The 11,940-nt window shown below is 55.3% G+C and carries 23 protein-coding genes; all 23 read left to right on the top strand.

All coding sequences use genetic code 11. The features are described from left to right. Nucleotides 1–17: 17 nt before the first annotated feature. The 23 genes from tuf to secY all read left to right on the top strand — a co-directional run bounded on the left by tuf (nt 18) and on the right by secY (nt 11,926). On the top strand, nt 18–1,211 hold the full coding sequence (gene tuf, locus ACZ5M5_RS27585; RefSeq protein ID WP_003186103.1) for an elongation factor Tu: 1,194 nt from the start codon (nt 18–20) through the stop codon (nt 1,209–1,211). A gap of 155 nt (nt 1,212–1,366) precedes the next feature. After that, nucleotides 1,367–1,678 (top strand): 30S ribosomal protein S10, encoded by a 312-nt coding sequence (rpsJ, locus tag ACZ5M5_RS27580; RefSeq protein WP_003186070.1) that lies wholly within the window; start codon nt 1,367–1,369, stop codon nt 1,676–1,678. Between the two features lie 80 nt (nt 1,679–1,758). After that, complete coding sequence (rplC, locus tag ACZ5M5_RS27575; protein ID WP_003186059.1) at nt 1,759–2,394, top strand: 50S ribosomal protein L3; 636 nt, start codon at nt 1,759–1,761, stop codon at nt 2,392–2,394. Between the two features lie 12 nt (nt 2,395–2,406). Further along, nucleotides 2,407–3,009 carry a 50S ribosomal protein L4 gene (rplD, locus tag ACZ5M5_RS27570; RefSeq protein ID WP_003186057.1) on the top strand — a complete coding sequence of 201 codons (603 nt, stop codon included), beginning with the start codon at nt 2,407–2,409 and terminating at the stop codon, nt 3,007–3,009. Continuing rightward, nucleotides 3,006–3,305 carry a 50S ribosomal protein L23 gene (gene rplW / locus ACZ5M5_RS27565; RefSeq protein WP_002555488.1) on the top strand — a complete coding sequence of 100 codons (300 nt, stop codon included), beginning with the start codon at nt 3,006–3,008 and terminating at the stop codon, nt 3,303–3,305. The genes rplD and rplW overlap by 4 nt, the downstream gene beginning before the upstream one ends. A 14-nt stretch (nt 3,306–3,319) precedes the next feature. Continuing rightward, nucleotides 3,320–4,144, top strand: coding sequence for a 50S ribosomal protein L2 (gene rplB, locus ACZ5M5_RS27560; protein WP_003186055.1), 825 nt, complete (start codon nt 3,320–3,322; stop codon nt 4,142–4,144). A gap of 16 nt (nt 4,145–4,160) precedes the next feature. Next, the gene (rpsS, locus tag ACZ5M5_RS27555; RefSeq protein ID WP_002555486.1) at nt 4,161–4,436 is read left to right on the top strand and encodes a 30S ribosomal protein S19; all 276 of its coding nucleotides are present in this window, start codon (nt 4,161–4,163) and stop codon (nt 4,434–4,436) included. Nucleotides 4,437–4,447: 11 nt separating this feature from the next. Beyond that, nucleotides 4,448–4,780 (top strand): 50S ribosomal protein L22, encoded by a 333-nt coding sequence (gene rplV, locus ACZ5M5_RS27550; protein WP_003103908.1) that lies wholly within the window; start codon nt 4,448–4,450, stop codon nt 4,778–4,780. Between the two features lie 13 nt (nt 4,781–4,793). Beyond that, nucleotides 4,794–5,480: a 30S ribosomal protein S3 gene (gene rpsC, locus ACZ5M5_RS27545; RefSeq protein WP_003176422.1), complete on the top strand. Its 687-nt coding sequence runs from the start codon at nt 4,794–4,796 to the stop codon at nt 5,478–5,480. A 12-nt stretch (nt 5,481–5,492) separates the two neighbouring features. Then, on the top strand, nt 5,493–5,906 hold the full coding sequence (gene rplP, locus ACZ5M5_RS27540; protein WP_025215754.1) for a 50S ribosomal protein L16: 414 nt from the start codon (nt 5,493–5,495) through the stop codon (nt 5,904–5,906). Next, nucleotides 5,906–6,097, top strand: coding sequence for a 50S ribosomal protein L29 (rpmC, locus tag ACZ5M5_RS27535; RefSeq protein WP_002555481.1), 192 nt, complete (start codon nt 5,906–5,908; stop codon nt 6,095–6,097). Before rplP ends, rpmC begins: the two co-directional genes overlap by 1 nt. Nucleotides 6,098–6,099: 2 nt before the next feature. Continuing rightward, the gene (rpsQ, locus tag ACZ5M5_RS27530) at nt 6,100–6,366 is read left to right on the top strand and encodes a 30S ribosomal protein S17 (RefSeq protein WP_003194644.1); all 267 of its coding nucleotides are present in this window, start codon (nt 6,100–6,102) and stop codon (nt 6,364–6,366) included. Nucleotides 6,367–6,389: 23 nt separating this feature from the next. After that, nucleotides 6,390–6,758 (top strand): 50S ribosomal protein L14, encoded by a 369-nt coding sequence (rplN, locus tag ACZ5M5_RS27525; RefSeq protein ID WP_002555479.1) that lies wholly within the window; start codon nt 6,390–6,392, stop codon nt 6,756–6,758. Nucleotides 6,759–6,769: 11 nt separating this feature from the next. Then, entirely contained in the window at nt 6,770–7,084 is a 315-nt protein-coding gene (rplX, locus tag ACZ5M5_RS27520) for a 50S ribosomal protein L24 (RefSeq protein ID WP_003186046.1), read from the top strand. 20 nt (nt 7,085–7,104) lie between these two features. Continuing rightward, nucleotides 7,105–7,644 (top strand): 50S ribosomal protein L5, encoded by a 540-nt coding sequence (gene rplE, locus ACZ5M5_RS27515; protein WP_003186044.1) that lies wholly within the window; start codon nt 7,105–7,107, stop codon nt 7,642–7,644. A gap of 13 nt (nt 7,645–7,657) precedes the next feature. Further along, nucleotides 7,658–7,963: a 30S ribosomal protein S14 gene (gene rpsN, locus ACZ5M5_RS27510; protein WP_003186042.1), complete on the top strand. Its 306-nt coding sequence runs from the start codon at nt 7,658–7,660 to the stop codon at nt 7,961–7,963. Between the two features lie 210 nt (nt 7,964–8,173). Beyond that, the gene (rpsH, locus tag ACZ5M5_RS27505) at nt 8,174–8,566 is read left to right on the top strand and encodes a 30S ribosomal protein S8 (RefSeq protein WP_017848802.1); all 393 of its coding nucleotides are present in this window, start codon (nt 8,174–8,176) and stop codon (nt 8,564–8,566) included. A 12-nt stretch (nt 8,567–8,578) separates the two neighbouring features. Further along, on the top strand, nt 8,579–9,112 hold the full coding sequence (gene rplF / locus ACZ5M5_RS27500) for a 50S ribosomal protein L6 (protein WP_003186039.1): 534 nt from the start codon (nt 8,579–8,581) through the stop codon (nt 9,110–9,112). Nucleotides 9,113–9,122: 10 nt separating this feature from the next. Next, nucleotides 9,123–9,473: a 50S ribosomal protein L18 gene (rplR, locus tag ACZ5M5_RS27495; protein ID WP_003186037.1), complete on the top strand. Its 351-nt coding sequence runs from the start codon at nt 9,123–9,125 to the stop codon at nt 9,471–9,473. 3 nt (nt 9,474–9,476) lie between these two features. Then, the gene (gene rpsE, locus ACZ5M5_RS27490; protein ID WP_003186035.1) at nt 9,477–9,977 is read left to right on the top strand and encodes a 30S ribosomal protein S5; all 501 of its coding nucleotides are present in this window, start codon (nt 9,477–9,479) and stop codon (nt 9,975–9,977) included. A 2-nt stretch (nt 9,978–9,979) separates the two neighbouring features. Then, nucleotides 9,980–10,156, top strand: a complete 177-nt coding sequence (gene rpmD, locus ACZ5M5_RS27485) for a 50S ribosomal protein L30 (RefSeq protein ID WP_003176408.1) — start codon at nt 9,980–9,982, stop codon at nt 10,154–10,156. A 3-nt stretch (nt 10,157–10,159) separates the two neighbouring features. Next, nucleotides 10,160–10,597: a 50S ribosomal protein L15 gene (rplO, locus tag ACZ5M5_RS27480; RefSeq protein WP_003186032.1), complete on the top strand. Its 438-nt coding sequence runs from the start codon at nt 10,160–10,162 to the stop codon at nt 10,595–10,597. Next, on the top strand, nt 10,598–11,926 hold the full coding sequence (gene secY / locus ACZ5M5_RS27475) for a preprotein translocase subunit SecY (protein WP_003186029.1): 1,329 nt from the start codon (nt 10,598–10,600) through the stop codon (nt 11,924–11,926). It begins immediately after the preceding gene. Nucleotides 11,927–11,940: the final 14 nt, after the last annotated feature.

Raw genomic sequence — 11,940 nt, 5'->3', positions numbered from 1 at the left:
GCTAGGAGTTAATTGTCGTGGCTAAAGAAAAATTTGAACGGAACAAACCGCACGTCAACGTTGGCACCATCGGTCACGTTGACCACGGTAAAACCACGCTGACCGCTGCTCTGACCCGTGTCTGCTCCGAAGTTTTCGGTTCGGCCAAGGTTGACTTCGACAAGATCGACAGCGCCCCGGAAGAGAAAGCTCGCGGTATTACCATCAACACCGCTCACGTTGAATACGATTCGGCCGTGCGTCACTACGCACACGTTGACTGCCCAGGTCACGCCGACTACGTAAAAAACATGATCACCGGTGCTGCCCAGATGGACGGCGCGATCCTGGTTTGCTCGGCCGCTGATGGTCCGATGCCGCAAACCCGTGAGCACATCCTGCTGTCCCGTCAGGTAGGCGTTCCGTACATCGTTGTCTTCCTGAACAAGGCTGACATGGTTGACGACGCTGAGCTGCTGGAACTGGTTGAGATGGAAGTGCGCGACCTGCTGAGCACTTACGACTTCCCAGGTGATGACACTCCAATCATCATCGGTTCGGCTCTGATGGCTCTGAACGGCCAAGACGACAACGAAATGGGCACCACTGCCGTCAAGAAGCTGGTGGAAACTCTGGACAGCTACATCCCAGAGCCAGAGCGCGCTATCGACAAGCCGTTCCTGATGCCAATCGAAGACGTATTCTCGATCTCCGGTCGCGGTACTGTTGTGACTGGTCGTGTTGAGCGTGGCATCGTCCGTATCCAGGAAGAAGTTGAGATCGTCGGTCTGCGCGACACTCAGAAAACTACCTGCACCGGCGTTGAAATGTTCCGCAAGCTGCTCGACGAAGGTCGTGCTGGCGAGAACTGCGGCGTACTGCTGCGCGGCACCAAGCGTGACGACGTTGAGCGTGGCCAGGTTCTGGTCAAGCCAGGCACCGTCAAGCCGCACACCAAGTTCACCGCAGAAGTCTACGTTCTGAGCAAGGAGGAAGGCGGCCGTCACACTCCGTTCTTCAAAGGCTACCGTCCACAGTTCTACTTCCGTACAACTGACGTGACTGGTAACTGCGAGCTGCCAGAAGGCGTTGAAATGGTAATGCCAGGTGACAACATTCAGATGACTGTTACCCTGATCAAGACCATCGCGATGGAAGACGGTCTGCGTTTCGCTATCCGTGAAGGCGGTCGTACCGTCGGCGCTGGCGTCGTAGCTAAAGTCATCGAGTAAGTCTCTTTTAGAGTCAGCTTGATGAGTTGAAAAGCCCCCGCCTAGCGGGGGCTTTTTTATTGGGTTGACACCTATCAGGGGCGTCTATAGAATTGCGCCTCCTTTTAACGGGCGTATTGCGCCCGGTGGGAATAGCAGCCGGAGTCTGAAATCCAATGCAAAATCAGCAAATCCGTATCAGGTTGAAGGCTTTTGACCATCGCCTGATCGACCAATCCACCCAGGAAATCGTGGAAACCGCGAAACGTACTGGTGCTCAAGTGCGTGGTCCAATTCCACTGCCTACCCGTAAAGAGCGGTTCACCGTTCTGGTCTCCCCGCACGTCAACAAAGACGCGCGTGACCAGTACGAGATCCGTACTCATAAGCGCGTTCTGGACATCGTCCAGCCAACGGATAAAACCGTTGATGCTCTTATGAAGCTTGATCTTGCGGCCGGTGTGGAAGTGCAGATCAGCCTCGGCTAAGACTCGGTCTTAGTCGTGTAACGCTCTGAAATGGGCGGCCATAGCGGGTGAAAGCCCCGTACACTCATGAGGTTTACAACATGACTATTGGTGTAGTCGGTCGTAAATGCGGTATGACCCGTATTTTCACCGAAGAAGGTGTCTCCATTCCGGTCACGGTCATTGAGATCGAGCCGAATCGCGTCACCCAGTTCAAAACTGAAGAGACCGATGGCTATCGTGCAGTGCAAGTCACTGTCGGCGAGCGTCGTGCTTCGCGTGTAACAGCAGCTCAGGCTGGCCACTTCGCCAAGGCGAACGTTGCCGCTGGTCGTACCGTAATGGAATTCCGCCTTGAAGAAGGCGAGTACCAGGCCGGCGATCTGATCAACGCTGAAATCTTCGCCGCTGGCCAACTGGTTGATGTAACCGGTCAGTCCAAGGGTAAAGGCTTCCAGGGTACGATCAAGCGTTGGAACTTCCGCGGGCAAGATAACACCCACGGTAACTCCGTATCCCACCGCGTTCCAGGCTCTATCGGCCAGTGCCAGACTCCTGGTCGTGTATTCAAGGGCAAAAAAATGTCCGGTCATATGGGCGCTGAGCGCGTGACCGTGCAGTCCCTCGAAGTAGTGCGCGTGGACGCTGAACGCAATCTGTTGTTGGTCAAGGGCGCTGTTCCTGGCGCTACTGGCGGCAACTTGGTTGTACGTCCAGCAGCCAAGGCTCGCGGTTAAGGGGAAGCTGACATGCAATTAAATGTAAATGACGCTCAAGCGATCGAAGTTTCCGAACTGACATTTGGCGGCGAATTCAACGAGACGCTGGTTCACCAAGCAGTCGTGGCCTACATGGCCGGCGGCCGTCAAGGTAGCAAGCAGCAAAAGACCCGTTCCGACGTTTCCGGTGGCGGCAAGCGCCCATGGCGTCAGAAAGGTACTGGCCGTGCTCGTGCCGGTACTATCCGTAGCCCAATCTGGCGTGGCGGCGGTACCACTTTCGCAGCTCGTCCTCAGGATCACTCCCAGAAGCTGAACAAGAAGATGTATCGCGCAGCAATGCGTTCCATCCTTGCTGAGCTGGTGCGTACTGATCGTCTGGTCGTGGTTCAGGACTTCGCTGTTGAAGCACCGAAAACCAAAGATCTGCTGAACAAGCTGAACGGCATGGGCCTGACTGACGTCCTGATCGTGTCTGACGCTGTTGATCAGAACCTGTACCTGGCTGCTCGCAACCTGCCACACGTCGACGTTCGTGACGTGCAGGGTTCCGATCCGGTCAGTCTGATCGCATACGACAAGGTGTTGATCACCGTGTCGGCCGTGAAGAAATTCGAGGAGCTGCTGGGATGAACCAGGAACGCGTATTTAAAGTTCTGCTTGGCCCGCACGTTTCCGAGAAGGCTACGGTTCTGGCAGACAAGAAAGGCCAGTTCGTTTTCAAGGTTGCTACCGACGCAACCAAGCTGGAAATCAAGAAGGCCGTCGAAAGCCTGTTCAGCGTGAAAGTAGAGCGCGTGACTACCCTGAACGTTCTGGGTAAAAGCAAGCGCACTGCTCGCGGTCTGGGCAAGCGTAATGACTGGAAGAAGGCAGTTATCTCCCTTCAGCCAGGCCAAGATCTCGATTTCAGCAGCAGTGCTGAGTAAGGAAGGGGTGCATCATGGCAATCGTTAAATGCAAACCGACTTCCCCTGGCCGCCGTTTTGTGGTCAAGGTGGTCAACCAGGAGCTGCATAAAGGCGCTCCTCACGCACCGCTGCTCGAGAAAAAATCGAAGTCTGGTGGTCGTAACAACAATGGCCGTATTACCACTCGTCACATCGGTGGTGGTCATAAGCAGCATTATCGTCTGGTCGACTTCCGTCGCAACGACAAGGATGGCATCGCTGCCACTGTCGAGCGTATCGAATACGATCCAAACCGTACTGCTCACATCGCTCTGCTGCTGTACGCAGATGGCGAGCGTCGCTACATCATCGCCCCTAAAGGCGTGAGTGCTGGCGACCAGCTGATCGCAGGTGCCCTGGCACCGATCAAGCCGGGCAACGCTCTGCAACTGCGTAACATTCCAGTTGGTAGCACCGTACACGGCATCGAATTGAAGCCAGGTAAAGGCGCACAGATCGCTCGTTCCGCTGGTGCTTCGGCTCAGCTGATCGCTCGTGAAGGTGTCTACGTGACCCTGCGTCTGCGTTCTGGTGAGATGCGTAAAGTACTGGCTGAATGCCGTGCGACCCTGGGCGAAGTCTCGAACTCCGAGCACAGCCTGCGTTCGTTGGGTAAAGCTGGTGCCAAGCGCTGGCGTGGCGTTCGCCCAACCGTTCGTGGTGTTGCCATGAACCCGGTTGACCACCCACATGGTGGTGGTGAAGGTCGTACCTCTGGTGGTCGTCATCCGGTATCGCCATGGGGCTTCCCGACTAAGGGCGCGAAGACTCGTGGTAATAAGCGTACCGACAAAATGATCGTCCGTCGTCGCAAGTAAATAGAGGGATACGACAGTGCCACGTTCTCTGAAAAAAGGTCCTTTTATTGATCTTCACCTACTGAAGAAGATCGAAGTGGCGGCGGAAAAGAACGATCGCAAACCAGTTAAGACCTGGTCGCGTCGTTCGATGATCCTGCCACAAATGGTCGGTCTGACCATCGCAGTACACAACGGTCGCCAACACGTCCCAGTTCTCGTGAACGAAGACATGGTCGGCCACAAACTGGGCGAGTTTGCCGGTACCCGCACATACCGTGGGCACGTGGCTGACAAGAAAGCCAAGCGTTAAGGGGTAAGGAAATGGAAGTAGCCGCTAAGTTGTCGGGCGCTCGAATCTCCGCCCAGAAAGCCCGCTTGGTCGCCGACCAGATCCGCGGGAAGAAGGTGGGCGAAGCGCTCAACCTGTTGGCTTTCAGCAGTAAGAAAGCCGCCGAGATCATGAAGAAAGTGCTGGAGTCGGCCGTAGCCAACGCCGAGCATAACGAAGGCGCAGACGTTGATGACCTGAAGGTCAGCACCGTTTTCGTCAACGAAGGGCGTTCGCTGAAGCGCATCATGCCACGTGCCAAAGGCCGTGCTGATCGCATCGTCAAGCGGTCTTGCCATATCACTGTCAAGGTTGCTGACAAGTAACGGAGTCGAAGAGATGGGTCAGAAAGTACATCCCATTGGCATTCGCCTGGGAATCGTCAAGGAGCACACCTCCGTCTGGTACGCAGACGGTCGGACTTATGCGGACTACTTGTTCGCTGATCTGAAGGTGCGTGAGTATCTCCAAGACAAACTAAAAAGCGCGTCCGTAAGCCGTATCGATATCCATCGTCCGGCGCAGACTGCACGTATCACCATCCACACCGCTCGTCCAGGTATCGTTATCGGGAAGAAAGGTGAAGATGTTGAGAAACTGCGTCAGGACCTGACCAAGCAAATGGGTGTGCCTGTGCACATCAATATCGAAGAGATCCGCAAGCCGGAGCTCGACGGTATGCTGGTTGCGCAGAGCGTAGCTCAGCAGCTGGAGCGTCGCGTAATGTTCCGTCGCGCTATGAAGCGCGCTGTACAGAACGCCATGCGCATTGGTGCCAAAGGCATCAAAATCCAAGTGAGCGGTCGTCTCGGCGGTGCTGAAATCGCACGTACTGAATGGTATCGCGAAGGTCGTGTGCCACTGCACACCCTGCGTGCCGACATCGACTATGCCAACTACGAAGCTCACACCACCTACGGTGTGATCGGTGTAAAGGTTTGGATCTTCAAAGGCGAAGTAATTGGTGGTCGCCAAGAAGAACTGAAGCCACAAGCACCAGCGCCTCGTAAAAAAGCTGCTAAGTAAGGGGTACGCCAAATGTTGCAACCAAAGCGTACGAAGTTCCGCAAGCAAATGACCGGTCACAACCGTGGCCTGGCATTGCGCGGTAGCAAAGTCAGCTTCGGCGAGTTCGCGCTGAAGTCTGTTGCTCGTGGTCGTCTCACCGCTCGTCAGATCGAGTCAGCGCGTCGTGCTCTGACCCGTCACGTAAAACGTGGCGGCAAGATCTGGATCCGTGTATTCCCGGACAAGCCTATTTCCAAGAAGCCACTCGAAGTTCGGATGGGTAAAGGTAAGGGTAACGTCGAATACTGGGTTGCCCAGATTCAGCCAGGCAAAGTCCTGTATGAAATCGAGGGTGTAACTGAAGAGCTGGCGCGTGAGGCTTTTGCCCTGGCTGCTGCAAAGCTGCCGCTCGCCACCGCCTTTGTTAAACGGACGGTGATGTGATGAAAGCGAATGAACTTCGTGAAAAATCAGCACAGCAGCTGAACGAGCAACTGCTCGGCCTGCTGCGCGACCAGTTCAATCTGCGTATGCAGAAAGCAACTGGCCAGTTGGGGCAGTCTCATCTGCTCTCGCAAGTTAAGCGTGATATCGCTCGCGTGAAAACTGTGCTCAACCAGCAGGCAGGTAAGTAATCATGGCTGAAGCCGAAAAAACTGTCCGTACGCTGACTGGCCGTGTTGTCAGCGACAAGATGGACAAAACCATCACCGTTCTGATCGAGCGTCGCGTTAAGCACCCGATCTACGGTAAATACGTTAAGCGTTCGACTAAGCTGCACGCGCACGACGAAACCAATCAGTGCCACATCGGCGACAAAGTCACTATTCGTGAAACTCGTCCGATGGCCAAGACCAAGTCTTGGGCGCTGGTTGATGTTCTCGAACGCGCTGTGGAAGTCTAAGGGCTAGGGGTCGGAGAAATTATATGATTCAGACTCAATCCATGCTCGATGTGGCCGATAACAGCGGCGCTCGCCGTGTTATGTGCATCAAGGTGCTGGGTGGCTCCCATCGTCGTTACGCTGGTATCGGTGACATCATCAAAGTTACCGTCAAGGAAGCAATTCCTCGCGGTAAGGTGAAAAAAGGCCAAGTGATGACTGCTGTCGTAGTCCGCACTCGCCATGGCGTTCGTCGTGCTGACGGCTCCATCATCCGCTTTGATGGCAACGCTGCTGTTCTGTTGAACAACAAGCAAGAGCCGATCGGCACCCGTATCTTTGGGCCAGTGACCCGTGAACTTCGTACTGAGAAGTTCATGAAGATCGTCTCGCTCGCCCCAGAAGTGCTGTAAGGAGATCCGACATGCAAAAGATTCGTCGTGACGACGAGATCATCGTGATCGCCGGCAAAGACAAAGGTAAGCGCGGTAAGGTGCTGAAGGTTCTTGCTGACAACCGTCTGGTTGTTGGTGGTCTGAACCTGGTCAAGCGTCATACCAAGCCTAACCCGATGTCGGGCGTACAGGGCGGTATCGTCGAGAAAGAAGCGCCACTGCACGCTTCCAACGTCGCCATCTTCAACGGCGAAACCAACAAGGCTGACCGCGTTGGTTTCAAAGTAGAAGACGGTAAGAAAATTCGTGTCTTCAAGTCGACCCAAAAAGCGGTTGATGCTTGAACACTGCTAGGTAGAAGACCATGGCACGACTAAAAGAGATTTACCGGAAGGAAATCGCACCGAAACTTAAGGAAGAACTTAAGCTTTCGAACGTGATGGAAGTTCCGCGCGTTACCAAAATCACCCTGAACATGGGTCTGGGCGAAGCGATCGGCGACAAAAAAGTCATCGAGCACGCTGTTGCTGACCTGGAAAAGATCACCGGTCAGAAAGTCGTCGTGACTTACGCTCGGAAATCCATCGCTGGCTTTAAAGTCCGTGAAGGTTGGCCGATCGGCGTCAAAGTGACCCTGCGCCGTGAGCGTATGTACGAGTTCCTGGATCGTCTGCTGTCGATCTCCCTGCCTCGGGTTCGCGACTTCCGCGGCCTGAATGCCAAGTCCTTCGATGGTCGTGGCAACTACAGCATGGGCGTTAAAGAGCAGATCATTTTCCCGGAAATCGATTACGACAAGATCGACGCTCTCCGCGGTCTGGACATTACCCTGACCACCACTGCTCGGACGGATGACGAAGGTCGCGCACTGCTGCGCGCTTTCAAATTCCCGTTCCGCAACTGATTGGAGTAGGAAAATGGCCAAGAAGAGCATGAAGAACCGTGAGCTGAAGCGTCAGCTCACCGTTGCCAAGTACGCCACCAAGCGTGCAGCGCTGAAAGCTATCATCGTTGATCTGAACGCAAGTCCAGAAGCACGTTGGGAAGCTACCGTAGCCCTGCAGAAGCAGCCACGTGACGCAAGCGCCTCGCGCATGCGTAACCGCTGCCGCCTGACTGGTCGTCCGCACGGCGTGTACCGCAAGTTCGGCCTTGGCCGTAACATGCTGCGTCAAGCTGCAATGCGTGGTGACGTTCCAGGTCTGGTTAAAGCCAGCTGGTAAGCACTGTCAAAGTCGCGGCGTTCGGGATCGCAAGATCCTGACCGTCGGTGACCTTGAACTTGAATCAAGCCCCTATTGGGGCTTGATTCATTTGTGGGGTGTGTCTAGAATACCCGGCTCGCCTGAGCCCGTGTTTTTATTGCGCGGATGTGCTCGGCGACACGTACTAGCCGAAAGGCTAATTTTTTGTGTATTAGGAGCGTCTAGCCCATGAGTATGCAGGACCCGTTAGCGGACATGCTAACTCGTATCCGTAATGCCCAGATGGCTGAAAAGTCCGTCGTAAGCATGCCATCTTCTACGTTGAAGGTAGCTGTTGCCAAAGTCCTGAAGGACGAAGGTTACATTGCGGGTTATCAGATCAGCAGCGAAATCAAGCCTCTGCTGTCCATCGAGCTGAAGTACTTCGAAGGCCGTCCGGTCATCGAGGAAGTGAAGCGCGTTAGCCGTCCTGGCCTGCGTCAGTACAAGTCCGTCGAGGATCTGCCAAAAGTTCGTGGCGGCCTGGGCGTGTCTATCGTCTCCACCAACAAAGGTGTGATGACGGATCGTGCTGCGCGCGCTGCCGGTGTCGGCGGCGAAGTTCTTTGCACTGTGTTCTAAGGGGGGATAAGCATGTCACGCGTCGCTAAGAACCCCGTTAAGCTGCCAGCCGGTGTCGAAGTCAAATTCGCAGGCCAACAGCTTTCGGTGAAGGGTGCCAAGGGCACTCTGCAACTGAACATCCATTCGTCCGTTGAGATCGTTGAAGAAGCTGGTGAGCTGCGTTTCGCTGCTCGCAATGGCGATCAACAGACTCGCGCAATGGCTGGTACCACTCGTGCGTTGGTAAACAACATGGTCCAAGGCGTAAGCCAAGGCTTCGAGCGCAAGCTCCAGCTGGTCGGTGTTGGTTACAAAGCGCAAGCAAAAGGCACAGTGCTGAACCTGGCTCTTGGCTTCTCGCACCCAGTGGATTATGAACTGCCGGAAGGCATCACCGCTGAGACTCCTAGCCAGACCGATATCCTGATCAAGGGCATCGACAAGCAGCTGGTAGGTCAAGTGGCCGCCGAGATCCGCGACTTCCGTCCACCAGAGCCGTACAAAGGCAAAGGTGTGCGCTACGCGGACGAAGTCGTCCGTCGTAAAGAAGCCAAGAAGAAGTAGGGCATAGCAAATGACCGACAAAAAAGTTACTCGACTGCGTCGCGCTCGCAAAGCACGCCTGAAAATGCACGAACTCGAAGTCGTGCGTCTCTGCGTGTTCCGCTCGTCGCAGCACATCTACGCCCAGGTCATTTCGGCCGACGGCAACAAAGTCCTGGCAAGTGCCTCGACTTTGGATAAAGAACTGCGTGATGGCGCCACTGGCAACATCGACGCGGCCACTAAGGTTGGCCAGCTGGTCGCTACGCGTGCTAAAGCCGCTGGCGTCTCGCAGGTGGCTTTCGACCGCTCTGGCTTCAAGTACCACGGCCGCGTCAAGGCGCTGGCTGATGCTGCTCGTGAAGCTGGGCTGGAGTTCTAAGTTATGTCAAATAACGACCAAAAGCGCGACGAAGGCTACATCGAGAAGCTGGTTCAAGTTAACCGCGTAGCCAAAACCGTTAAAGGCGGCCGTATCTTCACTTTCACTGCGTTGACCGTAGTGGGTGATGGTAAAGGCCGTGTTGGCTTCGGCCGTGGCAAGTCGCGTGAAGTGCCTGCTGCGATCCAGAAGGCAATGGAAGCTGCTCGCCGCAACATGATCCAGGTTGATCTGAACGGCACCACCCTGCAGTACGCAATGAAGTCCGCCCATGGCGCTTCGAAGGTGTACATGCAGCCTGCTTCTGAAGGTACCGGTATCATCGCTGGCGGCGCTATGCGTGCTGTCCTCGAAGTTGCTGGCGTTCAGAACGTTCTGGCCAAGTGCTACGGCTCGACTAACCCGGTAAACGTGGTTCACGCCACTTTCAAGGGTTTGAAAGCAATGCAGTCTCCTGAATCCATTGCCGCCAAGCGTGGCAAAAGCGTCAAGGAGATCTTCTGATCATGGCTACCGTAAAAGTAACGCTGATCAAAAGCATGACCGGCCGCATCCCTAACCACAAACTGTGCGTTAAGGGTCTGGGTCTGCGTCGCATCGGTCACACTGTAGAAGTCCAGGATACTCCCGAGAATCGCGGGATGATCAACAAGGCTTACTACATGCTGCGTGTCGAGGGTTAATCGATGAAACTCAATGATCTGAGTCCAGCGCCGGGTTCCCGTCGCGAAAAGCATCGTCCGGGCCGTGGTATCGGTAGTGGTTTGGGCAAGACCGGTGGCCGTGGCCACAAAGGTCAGACCTCCCGCTCCGGTGGCACCATTGCTCCAGGCTTTGAAGGTGGTCAACAGCCGCTGCATCGTCGCCTGCCGAAGTTCGGTTTCGTTTCCCTGAAAGCCATGGACCGCGCAGAAGTGCGTCTGTCCGAGCTGGCCAAAGTGGACGGCGACATCGTCACCGTGCAGTCCCTGAAGGATGCCAACGTGATCAACCAGAACGTACAGCGTGTGAAAATCATGCTGTCGGGCGAAGTTGCTCGTGCTGTCACCATCGGAAAGGGAATCGGCGCCACCAAAGGTGCGCGTGCGGCTATCGAAGCAGCTGGCGGCAAGTTCGAGGAATAAATGGCTAAGCAAGGTGCTCTCTCTGCGCTCGGCAAAGGCGGTATGTCTGAACTCTGGGCTCGTCTGCGTTTTCTGTTCCTGGCGATTATCGTCTACCGAATAGGCGCACACATCCCGGTTCCAGGTATCAACCCGGACCGACTCGCGGACCTGTTTCGACAGAATGAGGGGACCATTCTTAGCTTGTTCAACATGTTTTCCGGCGGCGCGCTGGAGCGGATGAGCATCTTTGCACTGGGGATCATGCCGTACATTTCGGCATCGATCATCATGCAACTGATGAGCGCCGTCAGCCCGCAGCTGGAGCAGTTGAAGAAGGAAGGTGAAGCTGGCCGTCGCAAGATCAGCCAGTACACCCGCTACGGCACTGTCGTCCTCGCTCTCGTTCAGGCCATTGGCATGTCCATTGGCCTGGCGGGGCAGGGCGTTTCGTTCACTGCTGACTTCAGCTTTCATTTCGTTGCGGTAACCACGTTTGTGGCGGGCGCGATGTTCATGATGTGGCTGGGTGAGCAGATTACTGAGCGTGGTGTTGGCAACGGTATCTCGATGTTGATCTTCGCAGGTATCGTCGCCGGTCTTCCGAGAGCGATCGGGCAGTCTTTCGAGTCTGCGCGTCAGGGTGATATCAACATTTTCGCCCTGGTTGCCATCGGTCTGCTGGCAGTAGCGATTATCGGTTTCGTGGTGTTCATCGAGCGTGGTCAGCGGCGTATTGCCGTTCACTACGCCAAGCGTCAGCAGGGCCGCAAGGTGTTTGCTGCGCAGACCAGCCACTTGCCGTTGAAGGTGAACATGGCCGGCGTAATTCCGGCTATTTTCGCGAGCAGCATCCTGCTGTTCCCGGCTTCGTTGGGTGCCTGGTTCGGCCAGTCTGAAGGTATGGGCTGGTTGCAGGACATCTCGCAGTCGATCGCTCCTGGTCAGCCGTTGAATATTCTGCTGTTTAGTGCAGGGATTATTTTCTTCTGCTTCTTCTATACGGCGTTGATGTTCAATCCGAAAGACGTAGCGGAAAACCTGAAGAAGTCCGGTGCCTTTATTCCGGGCATCCGTCCAGGTGAGCAGTCTGCGCGCTACATTGATGGCGTTCTGACTCGCTTGACCATGTTCGGTGCTCTTTACATGACGGCCGTCTGTCTGTTGCCCCAGTTCCTGGTGGTTGCGGCAAACGTACCGTTCTACCTTGGCGGGACCTCGTTGCTGATCGTGGTCGTGGTTGTGATGGACTTCATGTCCCAAGTACAATCGCACCTCGTTTCGCACCAGTACGAATCCCTGATGAAGAAAGCCAACCTGAAGGGCTACGGCAGCGGCATGTTGCGCTGAGTAGCGTCCATAAG

The sequence above is a fragment of the Pseudomonas sp. Van50 genome (genome assembly GCF_055390755.1).
This window is presented reverse-complemented; position numbering and strand designations above follow the sequence as displayed.

What these genes read in the sequence shown, in the direction of transcription:
- rpsJ (WP_003186070.1), top strand. Translation starts at nt 1,367, where the DNA reads ATGCAAAATCAGCAAATCCGTATCAGGTTGAAGGCTTTTGACCATCGC.
- rplC (WP_003186059.1), top strand. Translation starts at nt 1,759, where the DNA reads ATGACTATTGGTGTAGTCGGTCGTAAATGCGGTATGACCCGTATTTTC.
- rplD (WP_003186057.1), top strand. Translation starts at nt 2,407, where the DNA reads ATGCAATTAAATGTAAATGACGCTCAAGCGATCGAAGTTTCCGAACTG.
- rplW (WP_002555488.1), top strand. Translation starts at nt 3,006, where the DNA reads ATGAACCAGGAACGCGTATTTAAAGTTCTGCTTGGCCCGCACGTTTCC.
- rplB (WP_003186055.1), top strand. Translation starts at nt 3,320, where the DNA reads ATGGCAATCGTTAAATGCAAACCGACTTCCCCTGGCCGCCGTTTTGTG.
- rplV (WP_003103908.1), top strand. Translation starts at nt 4,448, where the DNA reads ATGGAAGTAGCCGCTAAGTTGTCGGGCGCTCGAATCTCCGCCCAGAAA.
- rpsC (WP_003176422.1), top strand. Translation starts at nt 4,794, where the DNA reads ATGGGTCAGAAAGTACATCCCATTGGCATTCGCCTGGGAATCGTCAAG.
- rplP (WP_025215754.1), top strand. Translation starts at nt 5,493, where the DNA reads ATGTTGCAACCAAAGCGTACGAAGTTCCGCAAGCAAATGACCGGTCAC.
- rpmC (WP_002555481.1), top strand. Translation starts at nt 5,906, where the DNA reads ATGAAAGCGAATGAACTTCGTGAAAAATCAGCACAGCAGCTGAACGAG.
- rpsQ (WP_003194644.1), top strand. Translation starts at nt 6,100, where the DNA reads ATGGCTGAAGCCGAAAAAACTGTCCGTACGCTGACTGGCCGTGTTGTC.
- rplN (WP_002555479.1), top strand. Translation starts at nt 6,390, where the DNA reads ATGATTCAGACTCAATCCATGCTCGATGTGGCCGATAACAGCGGCGCT.
- rplX (WP_003186046.1), top strand. Translation starts at nt 6,770, where the DNA reads ATGCAAAAGATTCGTCGTGACGACGAGATCATCGTGATCGCCGGCAAA.
- rplE (WP_003186044.1), top strand. Translation starts at nt 7,105, where the DNA reads ATGGCACGACTAAAAGAGATTTACCGGAAGGAAATCGCACCGAAACTT.
- rpsN (WP_003186042.1), top strand. Translation starts at nt 7,658, where the DNA reads ATGGCCAAGAAGAGCATGAAGAACCGTGAGCTGAAGCGTCAGCTCACC.
- rpsH (WP_017848802.1), top strand. Translation starts at nt 8,174, where the DNA reads ATGAGTATGCAGGACCCGTTAGCGGACATGCTAACTCGTATCCGTAAT.
- rplF (WP_003186039.1), top strand. Translation starts at nt 8,579, where the DNA reads ATGTCACGCGTCGCTAAGAACCCCGTTAAGCTGCCAGCCGGTGTCGAA.
- rplR (WP_003186037.1), top strand. Translation starts at nt 9,123, where the DNA reads ATGACCGACAAAAAAGTTACTCGACTGCGTCGCGCTCGCAAAGCACGC.
- rpsE (WP_003186035.1), top strand. Translation starts at nt 9,477, where the DNA reads ATGTCAAATAACGACCAAAAGCGCGACGAAGGCTACATCGAGAAGCTG.
- rpmD (WP_003176408.1), top strand. Translation starts at nt 9,980, where the DNA reads ATGGCTACCGTAAAAGTAACGCTGATCAAAAGCATGACCGGCCGCATC.
- rplO (WP_003186032.1), top strand. Translation starts at nt 10,160, where the DNA reads ATGAAACTCAATGATCTGAGTCCAGCGCCGGGTTCCCGTCGCGAAAAG.
- secY (WP_003186029.1), top strand. Translation starts at nt 10,598, where the DNA reads ATGGCTAAGCAAGGTGCTCTCTCTGCGCTCGGCAAAGGCGGTATGTCT.